This is a genomic window from Nostoc sp. CALU 546, assembly GCF_048836525.1.
The window spans coordinates 1-22016 of record NZ_JAWJTF010000099.1 but is presented as its reverse complement, the minus strand read 5'-3'; the positions used below and the strand labels follow the sequence as shown (position 1 = coordinate 22016).

18 protein-coding genes are annotated in these 22016 nt (G+C 42.6%); 10 read left to right on the top strand and 8 right to left on the bottom strand.

The annotated features are described in order from the left end of the window. Positions 1-88: 88 nt before the first annotated feature. Entirely contained in the window at positions 89-1603 is a 1515-nt protein-coding gene (locus RRG12_RS33360) for a thioredoxin-like domain-containing protein (RefSeq protein ID WP_420762173.1), read from the bottom strand. Positions 1604-1829: 226 nt separating this feature from the next. Here RRG12_RS33360 and RRG12_RS33355 point away from each other — a divergent pair, with 226 nt between their 5' ends. Next, complete coding sequence (locus tag RRG12_RS33355; RefSeq protein ID WP_420762172.1) at positions 1830-2678, top strand: HAD hydrolase family protein; 849 nt, start codon at positions 1830-1832, stop codon at positions 2676-2678. 82 nt (positions 2679-2760) lie between these two features. Beyond that, positions 2761-3675: a glutaminase A gene (glsA, locus tag RRG12_RS33350; RefSeq protein ID WP_420762171.1), complete on the top strand. Its 915-nt coding sequence runs from the start codon at positions 2761-2763 to the stop codon at positions 3673-3675. Here glsA and RRG12_RS33345 read toward each other — a convergent pair. Then, a complete protein-coding gene (locus RRG12_RS33345; protein ID WP_420762180.1) occupies positions 3652-5337 on the bottom strand; it encodes a hypothetical protein in 1686 nt (561 codons plus the stop codon). The genes glsA and RRG12_RS33345 overlap by 24 nt on opposite strands. A gap of 539 nt (positions 5338-5876) precedes the next feature. On the opposite strand from RRG12_RS33345, the gene psaA reads away from it, so the two are divergent. The 4 genes from psaA (at position 5877) to RRG12_RS33325 (ending at position 12219) form a co-directional block, all read left to right on the top strand. Beyond that, the gene (gene psaA, locus RRG12_RS33340; RefSeq protein ID WP_420762170.1) at positions 5877-8135 is read left to right on the top strand and encodes a photosystem I core protein PsaA; all 2259 of its coding nucleotides are present in this window, start codon (positions 5877-5879) and stop codon (positions 8133-8135) included. Between the two features lie 119 nt (positions 8136-8254). Continuing rightward, a complete protein-coding gene (gene psaB / locus RRG12_RS33335; RefSeq protein ID WP_069070059.1) occupies positions 8255-10480 on the top strand; it encodes a photosystem I core protein PsaB in 2226 nt (741 codons plus the stop codon). A 237-nt stretch (positions 10481-10717) separates the two neighbouring features. Continuing rightward, positions 10718-11158: a cyanase gene (gene cynS, locus RRG12_RS33330; RefSeq protein ID WP_069070060.1), complete on the top strand. Its 441-nt coding sequence runs from the start codon at positions 10718-10720 to the stop codon at positions 11156-11158. A 155-nt stretch (positions 11159-11313) separates the two neighbouring features. Beyond that, positions 11314-12219 (top strand): DNA-methyltransferase, encoded by a 906-nt coding sequence (locus tag RRG12_RS33325; RefSeq protein WP_069070061.1) that lies wholly within the window; start codon positions 11314-11316, stop codon positions 12217-12219. A 73-nt stretch (positions 12220-12292) separates the two neighbouring features. Here the strand turns inward: RRG12_RS33325 and RRG12_RS33320 are convergent, their stop codons facing one another. Continuing rightward, on the bottom strand, positions 12293-12487 hold the full coding sequence (locus RRG12_RS33320; protein WP_073640193.1) for a hypothetical protein: 195 nt from the start codon (positions 12485-12487) through the stop codon (positions 12293-12295). Positions 12488-12919: 432 nt separating this feature from the next. Beyond that, complete coding sequence (locus RRG12_RS33315; RefSeq protein WP_420762179.1) at positions 12920-13132, bottom strand: helix-turn-helix domain-containing protein; 213 nt, start codon at positions 13130-13132, stop codon at positions 12920-12922. A 559-nt stretch (positions 13133-13691) separates the two neighbouring features. Here RRG12_RS33315 and RRG12_RS33310 point away from each other — a divergent pair. Together RRG12_RS33310 and RRG12_RS33305 are read left to right on the top strand one after the other, a co-directional pair. Then, positions 13692-14747, top strand: coding sequence for an SGNH/GDSL hydrolase family protein (locus RRG12_RS33310; RefSeq protein ID WP_420762169.1), 1056 nt, complete (start codon positions 13692-13694; stop codon positions 14745-14747). A 65-nt stretch (positions 14748-14812) separates the two neighbouring features. Then, positions 14813-15169, top strand: a complete 357-nt coding sequence (locus RRG12_RS33305; protein ID WP_069070145.1) for a DUF4864 domain-containing protein — start codon at positions 14813-14815, stop codon at positions 15167-15169. 10 nt (positions 15170-15179) lie between these two features. Here RRG12_RS33305 and larE read toward each other — a convergent pair whose 3' ends face one another. Next, positions 15180-16007: an ATP-dependent sacrificial sulfur transferase LarE gene (larE, locus tag RRG12_RS33300; RefSeq protein WP_176726989.1), complete on the bottom strand. Its 828-nt coding sequence runs from the start codon at positions 16005-16007 to the stop codon at positions 15180-15182. A 96-nt stretch (positions 16008-16103) separates the two neighbouring features. Continuing rightward, complete coding sequence (gene hrmK, locus RRG12_RS33295) at positions 16104-18014, bottom strand: hybrid histidine kinase/response regulator HrmK (RefSeq protein ID WP_420762168.1); 1911 nt, start codon at positions 18012-18014, stop codon at positions 16104-16106. 206 nt (positions 18015-18220) lie between these two features. On the opposite strand from hrmK, the gene RRG12_RS33290 reads away from it, so the two are divergent. Continuing rightward, complete coding sequence (locus RRG12_RS33290; RefSeq protein ID WP_069070067.1) at positions 18221-19087, top strand: branched-chain amino acid ABC transporter permease; 867 nt, start codon at positions 18221-18223, stop codon at positions 19085-19087. 21 nt (positions 19088-19108) lie between these two features. Here the strand turns inward: RRG12_RS33290 and RRG12_RS33285 are convergent, their stop codons facing one another. After that, on the bottom strand, positions 19109-19249 hold the full coding sequence (locus RRG12_RS33285; RefSeq protein ID WP_069070068.1) for a photosystem I protein PsaX: 141 nt from the start codon (positions 19247-19249) through the stop codon (positions 19109-19111). Positions 19250-19501: 252 nt separating this feature from the next. After that, a complete protein-coding gene (gene lipA, locus RRG12_RS33280; protein ID WP_069070069.1) occupies positions 19502-20422 on the bottom strand; it encodes a lipoyl synthase in 921 nt (306 codons plus the stop codon). A gap of 236 nt (positions 20423-20658) precedes the next feature. Here lipA and RRG12_RS33275 point away from each other — a divergent pair, with 236 nt between their 5' ends. Next, on the top strand, positions 20659-21330 hold the full coding sequence (locus RRG12_RS33275; RefSeq protein ID WP_069070070.1) for a response regulator: 672 nt from the start codon (positions 20659-20661) through the stop codon (positions 21328-21330). Positions 21331-22016: the final 686 nt, after the last annotated feature.

Below are 22016 nucleotides of genomic sequence, written 5' to 3'. Positions count from 1 at the left end.
TCGCTCTACAAAATTATTCTTTAAAATATCACGCTTAGACACTCCAGATGCAGAGCTTTTCTTTGTGCTTTTACATGAGGTTATGATTTTATAAATTCGGCGGAATACAAACATCTGGCGCACACAATCCAATAAACTGTAGGGTTGTCACCTCAAAAGTATTCAAATCTACGCGACGGATAGAATGGTTATTGGTATCAGCAATATATAGATATGAATCCATAACACTCAATCCTGAAGGTTCAAAAAAGCGGCTATTTTTACCTTGACCATCTTGTAAACCCGCAGAACCATCTCCCAAAACTGTTTGACAATTACCACTGGGACTAACTAATTTAATTTTGTGATTATAGGTATCTGCTACCCACAGAAAATTCTGAGCAAATTCAACTCCTAAACAGTGTTGTAAACGCACATCTTCACCTTGTCCATCTACATCTCCAAAGTCAAATAAACCCCCACTACCGCAAACAGTTCGCACTTGAAACGGTTCGACAATTCCCACACCGCGAATTGAACTAACTTCACTGTCAGCAATATATAATTCTTGCCCATTATTAGTAATACCACTAGGTTGAGCAAAGGCAGATTCGGTAAGTGAACCATCAATACACGCTTCTGCACCAGTACCAGCATAAGTTTTGATAATGCCAGTTTCTAAATCCATTTCCCAAATTTGATGCGGCCCAGCCATTGCAATAAATAAGGTATTTCCCACTTTCACTAAATCCCAAGGGGAATTCAGCGCGGTTTCTAAACCAGCACCGCCATGAGGATGAATATTGCGGCTTTGTTCACCAATTCCTGCAATAGTTTCAACTACTTGGCGCTTTAAATCAACTCGCCGCAGTGCATGATTTTCTGTATCAGCAACGTAAAGAATCTGATTTTCGGCATCATAAGCCATTCCTTGCGGTGCAAAAAACTGCACTTCGTTAAAAGTACCATCGGTTAAGCCAGATTTTCCAGTCCCAATTAATTGTAAAATTTCTCCATCAAAGCTACTCATAATCAGGCGGTGATGTCCAGAGTCAGCGATGAATAAACCTGCTTGAGTAGCTAGAACTTTACCAGGAAAAGCTAGGGGTGTGATTAATGGTTGGCGCTGTTTTTCTAAAGTCAAGCTAATTTCTTGAAAATTAATTGTGTCTTTGTTTTGGTGTTGCTGAATTAACTTTTGAATCAACTCGTCTAAAGTATCACGGTTTCCTTCACCAGAAATCTGGCCAATCACGTAACCTTCTGGATCAATAATTATTAACGTAGGCCAAGCACGCACAGCATACTCTTGCCAAATCCGAAAATCTCTGTCAACTACAACTGGATGTTCAATGTTGTAGCGCAGAATAGCTTGACGGATATTTTCTGTTTCTTTTTCATTTTCAAATTTGGCGGAGTGAACGCCGATAATGGTAAGGCTATCTTTATATTTTTGTTCTAAATATTTCAGGTTTGGCAGAATATGTAGACAATTAATGCAGCAGTATGTCCAAAAATCTAAAATTACGACTCTACCTTTGAATTGTTTAAGAGACAAAGGCTTATCGGTATTTAGCCAAGAGTAATTTTGTGGCAATTCTGGCGCTCTAACACGGGGAATCATAAAGTATCCTTTGATAAAGTCAACTCATCACTTGAACTTTAAATTCAGAGTGGTTTTTATGCAGATTTTACTGCCTTTATACACAATAAAAGGTAGACAAAGCCTTAAATTACTTAAACTAAAGTCTGCAAATAATCAAACTTGATCCCTCTATATTACAGTAAGTCTATCGATTTGTCGTAACTTGAAGTATAATTATCCTCTCAAACAGAGTCAGTGAAAGTTTATGAACACTTTTTATGTTTCAGATTTAGATGGAACATTGCTTGGAGATAATGCAATTCTTTCTTCGTTCAGCAAGAAAATACTTTCTGAACTCTTGCATCAAGGACTCCAGTTTACTGTAGCTAGTGCGCGTAGCGTTGTTTCTATGCAAATCATTCTGAAAGATTTGAATCTTCGTCTCCCGATTATTGAATTTAATGGTGCTTTTATTTCTGATTTGGATTCTGGTAGACATGAAATCATAAATTTTATTTGTCCTTCTGTAGTTGAAAGTATCTACAAAATTATCCTGGAGTTTGGCTGTGTTCCCTTTGTATCTAGTTTTAATGGCACAGAAGATTGTGTTTACTATAAAAATGTAATGAACGATGGAATGCGTTGGCATATTAACGATCGCCTAACTAGCAAAGACCGAAGATTGAGAGCAATTGAAGATTTGACACATTCTTTTAGCGATCAAATTGTTTGTCTAACAGTGATTGGTCACGCACAGGAATTACTCGAACTTCAAGGCGCGATTATTGAAAGACATAAAACTAATGTAGAGACACACTTGATGGAAAACCAATACTCTTTAGGTTGGTATTGGTTAACAATTCATGACCGCAAAGCCACGAAAGCTCAAGCCATTCGGACTCTGGTAGAAAATTATGGATTACAGGAAAGTGAGATTGTAGTCTTTGGCGATCAAATTAATGACATCAAAATGTTCAAAATTGCTAATCATGCCATTGCAGTTGCTAACGCAGATGCCAAACTGAAACGTTATGCAACATTAGAAATTGGCTCAAACACAGAAGATAGCGTTGTTAAATACATTCATCAGGATTGGTTGAACAGATTTGCTTAGAAAAAGGGACTGGGGATTGGACTACCAGTTTCTAACTTTCAGTATCCGCATAAACTAGAAATGGTTTTAATGGACATCACTTTTGAAAAGACTTGACAGACTAACTACCATAGAGTTGTCAGCTTGGGTACAACAAGCAAAAACGAAAGCTGAACACGGAAAAGTTATCGATCGCATTCCGCAATTAGCTAAAGCCGATCCTGGTTGGTTTGCAGTTCATATCTGTCTTAAATCGGGTAAAAATATCAGTTTTGGGGATATAGCTTCTAATTTCCCGCTAATGAGCGTGATTAAAACATTTTCTCTCCTTTATCTGCTGGAACATTTTGGAGCAGAAACGGTTTTTAAGTGGGTTGGGGTGAAACCATCGGATGCACCCTTCAATTCTTTAGAACAATTAGTTAGCGATCGCGGCCACCCTCGCAACCCTATGATTAATAGTGGGGCAATCACTCTCGCTGATAAGTTACCAGGAAAGGACGCTAGCCAACGCACTCTCTTATTTTGTCAATGGCTTAACCAATTAGCAGGTTGCCAACTAAGTTTAGATGAGGTGATGCTGGCTTCAGTGCGATTAACCCGTTCAACAGCTAATGAAGCGATCGCAAACTATCTTGCCGAAGCTGGACATCTAGAAAATATTGAAACAGCGCTTGACACTTACGAGCAAATATGCTGCATATCTGGGCGAGTTGAAGATTTAGCTTTGTTGGGAAAACCGCTAGCTTGTGAAAATAACTTTTTAAAATCACAAAACCGCCTAATTGTCAATGCTGTGATGTTAACTTGTGGACTATACGAAGCTTCTGCCAAGTTTGCAGTCAGAATTGGTCTACCAATGAAATCAGGGATTGGTGGTGGACTTGTAGCAATAGTACCAGGTGAGGGAGCGATCGCTTGCTACAGTCCTGGGTTGGATGATATCGGAAATCCTGTAGGTGCGATCGCATTTGTTGAGGCTTTAGCGCAAGAGTTACAGTTGAGTATTTTTGGTTAACTCTGGTTTTTCTGTTTCGGGAGCGCTTATTTTAGGTAACGGCGTTGATTCAGGAGTCGGCGTGACATCTGGTTGTGGTTCTGGTGCTGGAGACTCGATAATCTCTGGCAGTGTTGGTGGCAAACTAGGAGATGGCGCAACTGTTACTTGTGGAGTCGGTGTCTTGCCCGTTTGACGGTTGAAAAATCCCCCAAATCTAGATTTTTTTGGCTGAGGTGTTACTTTTTCGGGCAACGGTGTAGATTCAGGAGTCGGCGTTACCTCTGGCTGTGGTTCTGGTGTTGGCGTAATTATTTCTGGTACTGGAGACTCGATAATCTCTGGCAGCGTGGGTGGCAAACTAGGAGATGGTGCAACTGTTGTTTGTGGTGTGGGAACTTTACCAGCCCCACGGTTAAAAAATCCGCCAAATCTAGGTTTTGTTGGTTGAGGGATAACTTTTTCAGGTAACGGCGTTGATTCAGGAGTCGGCGTTACCTCTGGCTGTGGTTCTGGTATCGGAGACTCAATGATTTCTGATGGTGTCGGGGATAAGGTGGGAGATGGTACAGCCGTTGGAACTTCCAATTCTGGTTGTTCTGGCTGTGTTTTAGATTCTTTGGGAACTTCAGTTTCAGGAATGGGCTGTTTTTCTAGCTTCGGTTGTATTTGGGGTGTTTTTTCAACAGAAGGGGTAGGTGTGGGTTTAGGTACAAGTTTATAATTCGGATCTACAATGCCCCGAACCTCATCTGCTGTGAGTTCTCCTCTCACGATTTTTGATAAAGTGTCTTTACCCTTTGGCTGGTAGTCAATCAACCGGACTGTGGTATTAAAGGCATTTTTGAGAGGATTTCCCTGATTATCGAGAAATTCCAGCTTTATCCAGTTTTTACCAGTTTGGAAACCTTTAAGATAAACAGCTTGCCAGCGATCGAAAATAAAACTTTCACCATTAATTGTGACGCGGATACGCCAATCACTAAATCCGTCGTTAGCGTTTTCCTTCTCAATCAGATGTAGGGGAGCGTTAGTTAGATAAAAGTCCAGTAATATTGGCTCTGCCCCATAGCTGCTTTGAGGACGGCTATAAGTTAGCAAAGGTAACTTGGGATCTGGGTTGTTGTCGTCGGTTTTGGTAAAGACGTGAAATGTTGTTTGGGCATAAGCGCCTTCATTCTTAAAGCTTTCATGCCAAGGACGAGAAGCAAAGACGCGCAGGGTATGAGTACCTGGAGACAAGTCAGGCAAAACCAAAGGCTGATTCAGGTCGTAAACAGGTATATAAGGTTGATTATCCAGAATTACGTGTAAATGTGGCCCCAATTGTAATTGTGGGTCTTTAAATATTGGTAGATCCCTAACTTGAAAACTGGCTGTAATTTTATCATCTTGAAAAACTTCATCAGATTTTGGAGTAACAATTGTCACTTGTGGCTGATAAACTTCCAAAATTGTCCGCAGTTCTTGAATAACAGATGGTGGGGAAACTTCCGAAAATTGCTTTGAAATTTGAGAAATCTGTGGAGAGTTTTCTCTATAGCTATTAGATACTTCCTGGCTAGCGACTTTCTCGCCGCAACTGGTCAAGCTTAATACCAGCAACAATGTCATTATCCACCTAAGAATCGGGAACCTCTCAGGGACGAGCTTCTCTAACACCCTTTTCTGCCACGAGTTCATGCGTTGCACCCAGTGATAGTCTTCGACAATTGACAGATTATTTTCGCTCAAACTGTCCATCTGGAACTATAGCCCAAAAGGTGAAATCCACCTCACATCGCCTAAGTTTTCCTGTGTCTATTTCAGTAGATTTTAAAATAAGTCATACTTTTTACAGCTTTTTACTTACAACAATGGAAAGATGACACAAATGTTCATGAGTAATAGTAGTAAAAGCTGGAACGCCCAACACATACAGCAAAACCATAAAACTTACCAATTGTTATTCTTTGTAAATTAAAATGGTTAATCTATTGACTTTTAGACAAATAGTTTGACGTTAAAAGGCAGATAAGGCGGGAATTCCAGCAATATTCCACCAAGTTTGAATTATTGTTAAAATATCTCCAACAAAGTGCAGGTGAAGACTCTATAATTCAACGAGAAACAACTCTCCACATAGGGTCTTCATCGCGGCTTCAGTAAAATTCTGAGTATCCGGTAATGGTTCACTTTGTGGTATTCATGATTCCTCATTCCTTATCAAGAGAGGAGGTCAAATGACAATAAGTCCTCCGGAGCGAGAGGAAAAAAAGGCAAGAGTAATCGTTGATAATGACCCAGTTCCAACCTCATTTGAGGCATGGGCAAAACCTGGACATTTTGACAGATCCTTAGCCAGAGGTCCCAAAACCACCACATGGATTTGGAACCTGCACGCACTCGCCCATGATTTTGATACACATACAAGCGATTTAGAAGACATATCCCGCAAGATATTCTCAGCCCACTTCGGCCACTTAGCCGTAGTGATGGTTTGGTTGAGCGGGATGATTTTCCACGGCGCGAAGTTTTCTAACTACGAAGCTTGGTTAAGCGACCCATTGAACGTTAAACCAAGTGCCCAAGTTGTTTGGCCCATTGTCGGGCAAGACATTTTAAACGGTGATGTTGGCGGTGGTTTCCACGGTATTCAAATCACCTCCGGTTTGTTCCAAGTATGGCGTGGCTGGGGGATTACAAACTCCTTCCAGCTTTACTGCACAGCGATCGGTGGATTGGTATTAGCAGGCTTGTTCCTATTTGCCGGCTGGTTCCACTACCACAAACGCGCTCCCAAACTGGAATGGTTCCAGAATGTGGAGTCGATGCTGAATCACCACTTGCAAGTACTGCTAGGTTGTGGTTCCTTGGGATGGGCAGGTCACTTAATCCACGTGTCCAATCCGACCAACAAGCTTTTGGATGCAGGTGTTGCTCTCAAAGACATCCCCTTGCCCCACGAGTTCATCTTGAACAAAGACTTGTTGACCGAGTTGTATCCCAGCTTTGCTGCTGGTTTAGCACCTTTCTTCACCTTGAACTGGGGTCAGTATGCTGACATCCTGACCTTCAAGGGCGGTCTGAACCCGGTAACAGGTGGCTTGTGGATGACTGACATTGCTCATCACCATTTAGCGATCGCAGTTCTCTTTATCGTTGCTGGTCACCAGTACCGTACCAACTGGGGTATTGGTCACAGTATTAAAGAGATCCTCGAAAACCACAAAGGCCCTTTCACCGGCGAAGGTCACAAAGGTCTCTACGAAAACCTGACCACATCTTGGCACGCTCAGTTGGCTACCAACTTAGCCTTCTTGGGTTCGCTGACCATCATCATCGCGCATCACATGTACGCGATGCCCCCCTATCCATATTTGGCAACTGATTACGCTACGCAGTTGTGCATATTCACTCACCATATTTGGATCGGTGGTTTCTTGATTGTTGGTGGAGCAGCTCACGCTGCGATCTTCATGGTGCGGGATTACGATCCAGTTGTGAATCAAAACAACTTGCTGGATCGGGTGATTCGTCACCGTGACGCGATTATTTCTCACCTGAACTGGGTGTCTATTTTCCTCGGCTTTCATAGCTTTGGACTTTACATCCACAACGACACAATGCGTGCATTGGGTCGTCCTCAAGACTTGTTCTCTGATACAGGGATTCAATTGCAGCCAGTATTTGCCCAGTGGATACAAGGTATTCACGCCTTGGCTCCTGGTACAACTGCACCCAATGCCCTAGAACCAGTTAGCTATGTCTTTGGCGGCGGTGTCTTGGCTGTTGGCGGTAAAGTGGCAGCTGCACCCATTGTTTTGGGCACAGCGGACTTCCTAATTCACCACATTCACGCTTTCACCATTCACGTCACCGTCCTAATTCTGCTCAAAGGTGTGCTGTACGCCCGTAGCTCTCGTCTGATTCCAGACAAAGCAAACTTGGGCTTCCGCTTCCCCTGCGACGGCCCCGGTCGTGGCGGTACCTGTCAAGTCTCTGGTTGGGATCACGTATTCCTCGGACTTTTCTGGATGTACAACTCCTTGTCTATTGTAATTTTCCACTTCAGCTGGAAGATGCAATCAGATGTTTGGGGAACCGTAGATGCAGATGGGACTGTAACTCACATCACTGGTGGTAACTTCGCCCAAAGCGCAATTACTATCAACGGTTGGTTACGAGACTTCTTGTGGGCACAAGCCACACAAGTCATCAATTCCTATGGCAGCGCGCTATCTGCATACGGACTACTCTTCTTAGGCGCTCACTTTGTCTGGGCATTCAGCTTGATGTTCCTGTTCAGTGGTCGCGGCTACTGGCAAGAACTGATTGAGTCCATTGTTTGGGCGCATAACAAACTGAAGGTAGCACCAGCAATTCAGCCTCGCGCTCTGAGTATTATTCAGGGTCGGGCTGTAGGGGTAGCTCACTACCTCTTGGGAGGAATTGCCACAACTTGGGCATTCTTCCATGCACACATCCTTTCAGTAGGGTAGCAATCAGCAAAATTTTGGATTTTGGATTTTAGATTTTAGATTTAATCCAAAATCCAAAATCTGAAATCCGAAATTGAACTGATACTTGATGGCTAAAGGTCAGAGGATTTATTAAACCTATGGCGACAAAATTTCCGAAATTTAGCCAGGATCTCGCACAGGACCCGACGACTCGTCGGATATGGTATGCGATCGCTACAGGCAACGATTTTGAAACCCATGATGGCATGACGGAAGAAAATCTTTACCAAAAGATTTTCGCAACTCACTTCGGTCACTTGGCAATCATCTTCCTGTGGGCATCCAGCCTCCTGTTCCACGTGGCCTGGCAAGGTAACTTTGAACAGTGGATTAAAGATCCCCTTCACATCCGTCCCATCGCCCATGCGATTTGGGACCCCCACTTTGGTAAACCAGCGATCGAAGCTTTTACCCAAGCGGGCGCTAGCAATCCGGTAAACATTACCTACTCTGGTCTCTACCATTGGTGGTATACCATCGGTATGCGGAATAACGGCGAACTGTACAACGGTTCAGTGTTCTTGCTATTATTCGCTGCTGTATTACTGTTTGCTGGTTGGCTGCACTTGCAACCCAAGTACCGTCCTAGCTTGGCATGGTTTAAGAGCGCTGAACATCGCCTAAACCACCACTTAGCAGGTTTGTTTGGTGTTAGTTCATTGGCTTGGGCTGGTCACTTAATTCACGTTGCTGTCCCCGAAGCTCGCGGTCAGCACGTAGGTTGGGATAACTTCCTGAATACCCCACCCCATCCAGCCGGTTTGACACCATTCTTTACAGGCAACTGGGGTGTTTACTCTCAAAACCCTGACACTCCTGGACATATCTTTGGGACATCGCAAGGTGCAGGAACTGCAATTCTGAGTTTCTTGGGTGGTTTCCATCCCCAGACAGAAGCTTTGTGGCTGACTGACATCGCTCATCACCACCTAGCGATCGCAGTTTTATTCATCGTTGCTGGTCACATGTACCGGACAAACTTTGGGATTGGTCACAGTCTCAAAGAAGCATTAAATGCCAAGAGTTTCTTTGGTATTCCTGTTGAAGGCCCGTTCAACCTACCTCACCAAGGTATCTACGACACCTACAACAACTCCCTGCACTTCCAATTGGGATGGCACTTAGCAGCGCTAGGTGTTGTTACTTCCCTGGTAGCGCAGCACATGTACTCCATGCCTTCCTACGCATTTATTGCGAAGGACTACACAACTCAGGCAGCGTTGTACACGCATCACCAGTATATTGCTGGATTCCTGATGCTTGGTGCTTTTGCTCACGGAGCAATCTTCTGGGTACGTGATTACGATCCAGAACAAAATAAAGGCAACGTACTTGACCGCGTATTGAAGCACAAAGAAGCGATTATTTCCCACCTTAGCTGGGTATCCCTTTTCTTGGGCTTCCACACCCTTGGTTTGTACGTACACAATGACGTAGTAGTTGCTTTCGGCACTCCTGAAAAGCAAATCTTGATTGAGCCAGTATTTGCTCAATTCGTCCAAGCTGCTAATGGTAAAGTACTGTACGGTTTAGATGCTTTGCTATCTAACCCCGATAGTATTGCTTACACAGCATGGCCTAACTACGCTAACGTTTGGCTTCCAGGTTGGTTAGATGCCATCAATGCTGGTACTAACTCCCTGTTCTTGACAATTGGCCCTGGCGACTTCTTGGTTCACCATGCGATCGCTCTAGGTCTGCACACCACCACCTTGATCTTGGTCAAAGGTGCTTTGGATGCCCGTGGTTCTAAGCTGATGCCCGATAAAAAGGACTTCGGCTATGCCTTCCCTTGCGACGGCCCCGGTCGTGGCGGTACTTGCGACATCTCAGCATGGGATTCCTTCTACCTCGCTACATTCTGGATGCTCAACACCATTGGTTGGTTGACCTTCTACTGGCATTGGAAACATCTAGGTATTTGGCAAGGCAACGTAGCTCAGTTCAATGAGAACTCTACATATCTCATGGGCTGGTTCCGCGATTACCTCTGGGCTAACTCTGCTCAGTTGATTAACGGTTACAACCCTTACGGCGTGAATAACCTGTCTGTCTGGGCTTGGATGTTCCTATTTGGACACCTAGTTTGGGCTACTGGCTTCATGTTCTTAATCTCCTGGAGAGGTTACTGGCAAGAGTTGATTGAAACCCTTGTTTGGGCACACGAACGCACTCCTCTAGCTAACCTAGTTCGCTGGAAAGACAAGCCCGTTGCTCTGTCTATTGTTCAAGCTCGTGTAGTTGGTCTAGCTCACTTCACTGTTGGCTACGTCGTAACTTACGCAGCATTCTTGATTGCTTCTACTGCTGGTAAGTTCGGTTAATTCGGCTGCTAGTTTTGTAGATAAGTAATAAAAATCCCCTGCCGCAAGGTGGGGGATTTTTTTATTGAGCGGGCAAGATGCCCAGTTTAGGAGATAGAACTCATAAAAGATTGTCGAGTGCTGGCGTTCGCAATGATAGCTTTTATAGGAAACTAAAAATACTGCTAACTTTTGAATAAACTTGTTGTAAAAAACCATATCATTTACCCTAGGAGTTATTACCCTAGGAGTTATCAAATGTCCCTTCCCGAAATTACTCAAAAGCTATTAGCCGCGAAACAAGAAAAAAAACTAAGCTTTGCCGATTTGGAAAAAGTTATCGGACGTGATGAAGTATGGATTGCTGCTTTATTCTATCGGCAAGCTAGTGCTTCCGAGGAAGAAGCTAAGTTACTAGTTGAAGCATTGGGGTTAGATAATAGTTATATTAAAGAATTGACTGAATATCCTATAAAAGGATTAGGCCCAGTTGTACCAATTGACCCATTGATTTATCGTTTCTACGAGATTATGCAAGTTTATGGTTTCCCCATTAAGGAAGTAATTCAAGAAAAGTTTGGTGACGGGATTATGAGTGCCATTGACTTTACCTTAGATATAGAAAAAGAAGAAGACCCCAAAGGCGATCGCGTTAAAATCATTATGTCTGGTAAATTTTTACCATACAAAAAGTGGTAGTGTTTCAGTCTTACTTATTTTAGGAGTATATTTTCATCCACAGAGATACAAAGTTAATATACTCCTCTGCGTCAAAAAAATAACTGTTAAAATTAAATCCTTGAATAATACCAAAACAAGTTATAACTAGAAAAAACGAGATAATTTTATAAATCTTGCAAGAAGAACCAATAACGCCACCAAAAGAAATAATTTTTAATCCCTTTTATACCCAGCAGAACGGAGCAGCATATTTAGGTGATAGCCTTAAACTTATTCAATTCATTGATGATAATAGTATTAATTTAATTATCACATCACCTCCATTCGCACTCACCCGCAAAAAAGAATACGGTAACGAAACCGCTGAAAAATATATTGAGTGGTTCCTACCTTTCGCCTATGAATTTAAAAGAGTACTCACAGAGAATGGCTCATTCGTACTAGATTTAGGCGGCGCTTACCTACCTGGTAATCCCGTGCGGAGTATCTACCAATACGAACTTTTAGTGAGATTATGCAAAGAAGTAGGTTTCTTTCTTGCTCAAGAATTTTACCACTATAATCCGGCTCGACTGCCAACCCCTGCTGAGTGGGTGACAATCAGACGAATTCGCGTTAAAGATTCAGTCAATACAGTTTGGTGGTTGTCTAAAACCCCGCATCCTAAAGCAGATAACAGAAAAGTTTTAAAGCCTTATAGCCAAAGTATGAAACAATTACTCAAAAATGGTTATAAGGCAAAAATACGTCCTAGCGGACATGATATTTCTGATAAATTCCAAAAGGATAACCAGGGTGCAATTCCGCCGAATTTACTAGAAATTCCTAATACTGAATCTAATAGCGTTTATTTACGACGCTGCAAAACAGCAGAAATTAGACCCCATCCAGCACGTTTTCCTCAAGGGTTCGCCGAGTTCTTCATCAAATTCTTAACTGATGAAGGTGATAGGGTATTAGATCCATTTGCAGGTTCTAATACAACCGGCTTTGTTGCTGAAACTCTGCAACGCCGATGGATATCTTTTGAAATTAATGAGAATTATGTAATGGGAAGTCGTTATCGATTTAGCGAATAACGAAATTAAGTGAAGAGTCAGGAGCAAGAAGTTAAAATTTCTAACTTATAACTCGTAACTCATAATTACTCACTTAGATTTCTCCATTTACCTGCATTTGATGAACTTGATCCGCTAGCTCTTGACGACCTTGATCATCTAGTTTGTCAATAGCTAACATTCCCATGAGAATAACTTCTTTTAGGGTCAAACGTGTCGAATGTGCCTGTTTTTGCACAATCTCTTTAATAATGGGACTGACACCAATCGCTGTACTAGCTCTAGCCACGTAATAAAAGCAAAACACTAATGATTCAGCCTAAATCTTAGCACTTTCAATGAGGTTATTCTCTAGAGGTAAAACTTAATTTAAATGTGTTTCAACTCATACTTCAATGAGTAAACATAAATTTTTAAATTACGTATATAGGACTAGTATTTTATTCTTGAAATACACGTATATTATGTATTGCCGAGAGTACGGTACTACAAGCTTGAAATGGTGCGTTACCCTCTGCAAAAACATCCTACAAGACAACTGAGAAGCCTTCTTGACTGTTGCCTGTTGCCTATTCCCTATTGCCTGCCTACGCAAATTAGTTCAGAAATCAAAGCGGATTCCTATAGTGAGTTCTAAACTTCTCAGTATGGTAAACTTGATGCTTGCTCACTCAGGACACATCATCGTATGATATCAATTTCTCAACGGTTAAACTTTTGCCTATTCCTCCAGAATTTCCACGAAATTTTCAATCGTCACATCAAAGGTGCGAGCTAATTTGTGGATAGCAGTAAAGTCAACTGTCATCATTCCAGGACGACGCGCATAAATTCTAACTGTGCTGTAAATTACCCCAGAACGGTCAGAAACTTCTTTTAGTGTCCATCCTTTCTCTTTTGCTAGTTCTCGAATCTTTAATCTGACTAATCCCATATTTGATAACTGATGCATTTGCACCGCTCAATTTAATATGAGAAATTAAAAAGTGTAGACGCGTACTTTTACAAAGAAGCAAGCTACGTGGAGCGTATCGTAGAGAAACCGCTTGTGGTCAGACATCGCCTCTCGGTCTAGCAAACTCTCATGCGATCGCTACCAATTTACTGAAATCTAGAAACATGAAATAAAATGGTTATTTCCTATATTACCAATATCAAAAGCAAAAGCCTCTGTCCTGAGATACTCAAAAATTGCTCACTAATCGCCAAGTTTGCAAACACTTACAATATTTGTGACAACTGAGTTATGGAAAGTTGTCAGTTGCTAAAAACAATGCTTTCAGTAGAAAGATTCTTACAAACAAGACTTCTATACCACCGAGAAAACCGTACTTTAAAGAGATCGTAAATTGTCAAATATAATCTCGTGAACACGCTTTACAGAACTATACAGTGTAAATAAGAATAATAACTTAACCGAAGTAAAATTTTCCTGAATACAGACAACTAATGCTGTCATAGGGAAAAGCAGTGAGTAGAGGAGAGAGAAAACGATGAGGGACCCTTATCTGTTGGCAGCAGGCTTGTTAACAGGACTAGCAATACCAGCATCGGCTCTTCCACATCTGTCAATTGTCCTGCCCGAAAGTTCTAAATTTCTGTGGGATTTAAAACAGGGTTCGCAGGCAATAGTCAGTACAAAAATTATCCCCAGCGTTGATCTCTCCTTACCAGAACTCAGCGGCCAAGCGTTCCAACCCCTAAAAAATTCGCAGCCAACAGTAAGTGAGAAAAACGTCCCTAGCGTACCAGAATTCAGCAGTCAGGGATTACCAGGCGCAACAGAGTCATTAATCAACCCCAGCACCCAAGCAACTAGCCTCTTATTGACATCTGGCAATCAACTTTACTACCAAAGATTGGCGGCTCTGAAAACAGGTCAGATTTATACACGCGTAAATAGTGATAATTTGCAATCATTGTGGGAGTCGATCAAGAAACGTCAACTAACTTATGACGACTGGAAAAGTTTATTAGCTTTAGAAGCGAGAGCGATCGCTCAAGGTCAAGGTACCAATCATCTAAGTATCTTAATTGGCGATTCTTTAAGCATGTGGTTTCCTAGAGAAAAGCTACCTGCTGGTAAATTGTGGCTCAATCAAGGCATATCTGGAGATACTTCCAGTGGTGTTTTAAAAAGATTGGGAGCATTTTCGGCAACACGGCCAAATGTAATTTACATTATGGCTGGGATTAACGACTTACGAAAAGGCGATAGCGATGAAACGATTTTGCGTAATTATCGCCGGATTGTCCGTCGTTTACGACAGACTCACCCCCAAAGTCAAATCATTGTCCAATCAATTTTGCCGACTCGCCTACCAAAACTTTCCAATAGCCGCATTCGTAACATCAACACACAACTAACCCTGATTGCTAAACAAGAAGGCGCTAATTATCTAAATATTTATAGCTGGTTTACGGATATGGAGGGCAATTTGCGCCCAGAGTTGACTACAGATGGATTGCACTTGTCTCAAGAAGGATATGATGTGTGGCGAACAGCACTACAGCAGATAGAATACAAGCTCACTCAGCATGAGAATTGAGCGATCGCTTGGCCGACATTTGGAGCGATGTCTACGACGGGCTGCGCCTGCGCGATTTTAAATTTATGGAAGTTCCTGATAGCGATACCATCAACATCCGTTCTGTAATTGAACACCAATTGGCAGCCTTTAAAAAGGATGATGCCCAAGGTGCTTTTGCCTTCGCTAGTCCAACAATTCAGGCACAATTCAGAAACCCAGAAAATTTTATGCAGATGGTAAAGACAAGCTACCCGGCAGTATACCGTCCTCGTTCTGTTTTTTTTGAAAAGGTAACAACCATCCAGGGAAACATAACTCAACCAGTGCTACTACTTTCTCCTGATGGAATTCCCTTGAGGGCTTTATATTTTATGGAAAAACAGCCCGATAATATCTGGAGGATTAACGGTTGCTTTCTAGTTTCTCTAGAAGGTAAATAAATTCAAAATCTTATGCTTTAACGCCCAAGGCTTCCCGATTCAAAACCTGATTCAACTTACCGCTACGATAACCTTCCAAATCTAAGGTTACATAGATAAATCCAAAATCTTGGAATGCAGAAACTAATGTTTGTAAATCATTAGTCAACACAAACTCTTTAATTTGTTCTGGTGGTAATTCAATGCGTGCTGTATCTCCTTCCGATCGCACACGCAAATTCTGCCAACCTAGCTTTCGCAGATAAATTTCTCCTCTACCGACTCGTTGCAACTTAGTTACAGTAATCTCTTCACCGTAAGGAAACCGAGAACTGAGGCAAGGTTGAGCAGGTTTATCCCACCAAGATAAACCAAGTTGTTGCGAAAGTTGGCGAACTTCAACTTTGCTGACACCCACTTCTGCTAAAGGCGATCGCGCCCCTCTTTCCTTAGCCGCCTGAATTCCTGGGCGATAATCATGCAAATCATCAGCATTTACCCCATCGACTACATAGGGATAACCCAACTCTAAAGCTAAAGGTTTGAGAGTGTCGTGCAATTCACTTTTGCAAAAATAACAGCGATTAACTGGGTTAGAGGTGTAATTGGGATTTTCCATCTCGTGAGTCTGGACAATTTTATGAGGAATCCCAATAGTTGCAGCTTGAATTTTCGCGTCTTCCAACTCTTCTGGCAACAGCGAAGGAGAAACAGCAGTGACAGCCAAAGCGCGATCGCCCAACACATCATAAGCAATTTTGGCAACCAAAGTACTGTCAACGCCTCCAGAGTAGGCAATCAACGCCTGCTCCATTTCTCTAAATAAGGCTCTTAATTGCTCAAATTTTTCTGTCAGCATCATTTCCCAATCCTGCCAAAACCCGATAGCACCCAATCATTTATATTGTAGTCATTAGTTATGGCGCTTTGGGCATAAGACCCAGAGAGGAAAGACTTACTGTAACTTCCCCTCTGCTCCTCTGCTCCCCTGCTCCTCTGCTTCCCTGCTCCTCTGCTCCCCATCAACCAACGTTGGTGCTTGACTGTACTTAGCCACCAGACGGGCTAAAAGTGGTAAATCAATTGGTTTAGAAATATAGTCATTTACACCAGCGGCTAGACAAGTTTCGCGATCGCCTTTCATTGCCATTGCTGTTTGAACAATTACCGGAATCGTCCGATATTGTGGATGTTCTCGCAGTTGTTGCACCAAGTTAAGACCATTTCCATCTGCTAGATAAACATCCATTAAAATCAGCACCGGCTCTAACTCAGTTAGAGTTTCCCACATCTCGGCAGCATTCTTAACCCAAGTCACTTGATATCCCAATTTACGTAGATAAATTTGCATCAAATCAGCGTTGGGTAAGTCATTTTCTACCAGCAAAATTTCTACAGAAGAACTAGGGGTGAAAGGCACAGGAAATGAGGAAAATTTTGCTTCCCCTGCTCCCTCATCTTCCCCTGCTTCTTCATCTCCTCCAACTCCCACTTCTTGCTTAAGGGGAAGTACAAGGGTAAAACGGGAGCCGCGATCTACCTCAGATTCAACTTTCACCGAACCACCGTGAATTTGGGCAAGTTTCCGAGTCACTGCTAAACCCAAACCAGTACCTTCAACGCCATCAGCTACAGCCTTAGCAATTTGGAAATAGGGTTGAAACAGTTGAACTTGGTCTTCTTGGGAAATGCCACTGCCAGTATCCCAAACTGTAAAATGCACAGATACGCCTTTGGCAGCAACCTGTAAACCAACACTTCCTTTACTAGTAAACTTTAGGGCGTTGAAGAGTAAATTCAACAGCATTTGCTTGAGTCGTAAGGGGTCAGCTACTAGGGTTGTAATATCAGGTTCAAGTTCTAGGCACAGTTTCAAACCCTTATTAGCGGCTTTCTCTTTCACCAGTGCCAAAACATTGCTACACAGCACTGGCACATCTACTGTTTCCCACTGCACTTCCAGCTGATTTGCTTCAATTTTAGAGAGATCCAAAATATCATTAATCAGAGCTAGCAGGTGCTTGCCGCTAGACTGAATGATATTTAAATACTCTTGCTGGCGTTCTCTAGTTGGTTCGTACCCTGGAGCTAAAAGCAGGTGGGTAAACCCAATAATGGAACTAAGTGGTGTGCGAATTTCGTGACTGGTATTTGCCAAAAACTGATTTTTGAGTTGATTGGTGCGCTCCAATTCTTGATTAGAGTTACTTAACTGTTGATACCGTTGCTCCCAAGATAGGATGTGTCTAAGTTGTACCAAAGCTGTAGTACAGTACTTAGCAGACCTTGCCATCAATTGTGATCTGAGTTGAGCTTGTGATTTCATGAGCGACTCACGATCAGAGCTTAGGGGCGTTGCGGCGATAATTAGCCAACCCATAACGCTGCCAGAATCATCAGCCAACCGCCAAGCGCTGGGTGGTTGTTGATTCTCAAGCTGTTGCAAATCTTCGAGTTTTATGACCTCTTGCAATCTCAACAGCAGCTTTTTTTCTGCTGTCAGCACTTCTAGAAATAAAGGTTGTGAGTTTGGGGATGGAGAACGAGAAATATAGCAAACTGTGGCCACAGTTTCTTGTGGTTGAAACAGAGCAATGCCTACGGCACAATCTGCAAGCACCAGATTACTGCTGTTAACAGCACTGTTAATTTCGTTAACCACAGTTTGGAGAATTTCCGCTTGTGCGGCTCCTGTCTGTGGGACAGTGTTACAAGCAGAAAGCAGGCAATCATTAAGGCGACTTTGCAACTTGTTCAAGCTGCTCTCCAGCCACAGCTGTGCGCGAAGTTGCTCAATTGTTCTCAAAAGTTTTGGCGTTGCATCTATCTGTGAGTTCTGGTCTGATAAGCTTGAATACTGCTGCATGGTCAACTAGACCGCTGAACAAGTTTAGCTTCACATAAAAATCCCAATAGGATTCTATGTATATTAGCCGACAATTCTTTTTTATTTATAAACCATAACTTATGTTGTTATAAACCATAGCTTATGATGTCGAGTTTAGCAGCTAGACCAAAAAAAATATTTTATGAGCCACTGACCTAAAATTTTTTAAAAGCAACTTAAGACTTATGGATACACAATTCGCCCAACTAATCGTTAATGGGATTGCGGTGGGGAGCATTATTGCTCTAGCGGCAGTCGGACTGACTCTTACATACGGAATTTTACGATTATCTAACTTTGCTCATGGTGATTTTCTCACCTTAGGAGCCTATCTGACTTGGCTGATAAACACTATTGGAGTTAATATTTGGCTGTCAATGATTTTGGCGGCGGCGGGAACAGTAGCAGCAATGCTGTTATCGGAAAAGTTGTTGTGGTCAAAGATGCGCTCTATCCGTGCTACTTCCACTACGCTGATTATTATTTCTATCGGACTTGCCTTATTTCTTCGCAATGGGATTATTTTTATCTGGGGTGGCAAGAACCAAAACTATAATTTACCTGTTACTCCGGCTTTAGATATTTTGGGTTTAAAAGTGCCGCAAAATCAATTATTGGTATTGGGATTGGCGGTGCTAGCAATTTTGGCGTTGCATTACCTGCTGCAAAATACCAAAATTGGCAAGGCAATGCGAGCAGTTGCCGACGATCTGGATTTAGCTAGGGTTTCAGGTATCAATGTTGACCGAGTAATTTTCTGGACTTGGCTAATTGCGGGCACTCTTACGTCATTGGGCGGAAGTATGTATGGGTTAATTACAGCCGTGCGCCCGAATATGGGATGGTTTTTAATTTTACCATTATTTGCCTCAGTAATACTTGGTGGCATTGGCAATCCCTACGGTGCGATCGCAGCAGCTTTTATCATTGGCATTGTCCAGGAAATTAGCACCCCTTGGCTGGGTTCACAGTATAAACAAGGTGTAGCACTGTTGATCATGATTTTGGTGCTGCTCATTCGTCCCAAAGGTTTATTCAAAGGGACGATTTGAGCAGCACCATTCCACTTCTAATTATTCAATAATGTGGAAATACCAGGCTGCTACCAGGAAATTGATAGCCAACAAGAACAATGCCCAGCCTGTGCGATAAGCGTAGGGAGGTTTAGCTCCACTGTCGGCAACTGCGGAATTCTTCGTTGTTTTAGCGGTCATAATGCGATTCTCCTTATGTCATGACTTTTTAAGAAATACCAAACTGGCGTACCAAATACCCAAATTCTTTAAGAATATTTGTGTGAAGTTGGGAATTGGGGATTGGGATTAGGGGAGAGGTGAGAGGTGACAGGTGATAGGGAATAATCTGCACCCTGTAACCCTTTCTTCAGACTCAGTGGCGTGAAAGACTTGCCGTGACAGGTGATAGGGAATAATCTGCACCCTGTAACCTGTACCCTATTCCCTTCTTCACTCCCCACTTCCTACTCCCTCCTCTCCAGCATGATAGGAACTGCGAACCAGAGGCCCGGAACGAACATGATTGAATCCCATTTCCCATGCTAATATGCCAAGTTGCTCGAATTCCTCTGGAGTCCAATATTTTTGAACTGGCAGATGTTCTAAAGAAGGACGCATATACTGCCCGATAGTCAAGCGATCGCACTCTACAGCCCTTAAATCGGCCATTGCTTCAACGACTTCATCAAGTGTTTCCCCGTGTCCTAGCATCAAACCTGATTTAGTGGGAATTGTCGGATCGATTTCTTTGACCATAGCCAGAACTAAAAGCGAGCGATCGTACTTGGCTCCCCGACGCACTGGCCCAGTTAAGCGTCGTACTGTCTCAATATTGTGATTAAAACAAGCTGGTTTGGCTTTCACAATCATCGCTATCCGCTGGCGTTGACCTGATTCCCCCACACCAGCACCACCCCAAAAATCTGGGGTCAGCACTTCAATTTGAGTCTCTGGGTTCAATTGGCGGATAGTCGCGATCGTCTCTACAAAGTGCCCTGCACCCTGATCGGGCAAGTCATCACGGGCTACAGAAGTCAGCACGACATAACGCAATCCTAAAAGCTGCACCGCCTGTGCTACCTTTTGGGGTTCCTCTAAATCAAGAGGCATTGGTGCATGACCTTTATCTACTTGACAGAAAGCACAAGAGCGTGTACAGGTAGGCCCCATTAGTAAGAAAGTTGCAGTTTTTTGGGCATAGCACTCTCCCCGATTGGGACAGCGCCCTTCTTCGCAAATCGTGTGAATCTGGCGCTGCTTAATAATGCGTTGTACGGTAGAGATTTCACTAGCTTTGGCAATAGGGCGACGTAACCAGCTAGGCATTGCCGTAATTTCAGACTTGAGTTCGGCTTGTTGTGACGAAATCATAGACATTCAAGCAAGATCCAAAGGAACTGTGGGGCAAGTTTAAGCTTTAAATATCACGATGACATAAATTACCCATAACAAAAATAGAAGTTTTGCAAAACACCTCTAGCAATGTCATTTATACCGAAATATACTATCCCCCAATTGCTAGAAATTTTGTATATAGTGGGAGGATTCTCAAGGACAATCGGCAAGGCCGCTATTTACACTTATAGTTTCTGTTAGAGCAAACAGTCGTGGCAAGCAACAAGATTTTAGTTATCGATGACACTACAGTTGTCAGGGTAAAAGTACGAGAAATGTTGCCTCCGGGCAATTTTGAGGTACTGGAAGCAAAAGATGGTTTGGAAGGACTGAATTTTATCCTTCAGGAAAAACTCAGCCTGATTATGCTGGATTTCCTGTTGCCTAAAATGAGTGGCTGGGAGGTTTTCCAGAAAGTTCAAGCCGATCCGGAGTTAAGGAAAATTCCTTTAGTGATCATGTCTGGTCGCAAGGAAGAGGTGACTGAGAAAATTACCGAACCCTTTGAATATTTTGAATTTCTAGGCAAGCCTTTTGATCAGAAGCAACTAATTAGCGCAATTAAGTTAGCTATGACCAAGGCGAAACAGCCACGCCCAGAACTCGTCGCAGTCGGAGCAGGAGTTGCTGTTAAAAGTAGCACAGCTACAGCCTCTAGTGTTGCAACTGCTACGATGCCTACGGTGGCAAGCAACGCAGCCTCTAGTGTTGCAACTGTTGCGATGCCTACGGCGGTAAGCAATGCAGATCCTAGTACCGGAGGAGTCTCTAACGCAGAAATTAATGCGTTGAACGAGAAAATTGTCAAAATGCAAGCAGAAATTGATGGGTTGAAAAAACAACTAACTCAGGTTGTGACTTTTATTAAACAAAAAATCAAGTAGCATTTGTACTCGTTATTATCGCAGCCAAAAATACACCGTCTCTAATAACGGGTGTCCGGTTAAAAGTGGGTAAAAATAATTAGTTCAAAAACACTTATGTTGACAAATCTTCGTTGATAACAAAATTCAAAAACAGGAAAAAATAACTAGCGATTATCTGCACCTCTATAATTTCTGAATTTTGAATTTTAAATTATCTATACTCCTATGGTGAAGTCAGCTACACATAGCGTCTTTACATGACAAGGAGTTGAACTCAGTTGTTAGTCTAGCAAAGCAGCCCAATACTCATGAAACCTGTCACAGTTTCCTCTTAAACTAAGGAGAACGGCAGGCTTTTTTGTTATTTAGTCTGCTCATCCATAATCTGTATCACAATTTGAAAGCTAGTCCACAGATCAAAAGTAGTAATACCAATTTTTTATGAAGCTGCATAATAGCTGCATAATATAATTCGATCCCCCCTAGCCCATGCCAGTCGCTCCACTTGGGGAGACCCCAGACGCTCGCAGACTCGCTAACGCTGCGCTATCGCCCTTGGGAGAAGACCGCGCTGGCTCCCCTTAATAAGCTACGTGTACACACAAGTCCTAAAAACCTAGCTTGATAAGCATTTCCTCGTTCCCAGTCTCCGACTGGGAATGCATTCATTGAGTCTCTGACTCAATATCTGACTAAAGGCAGAG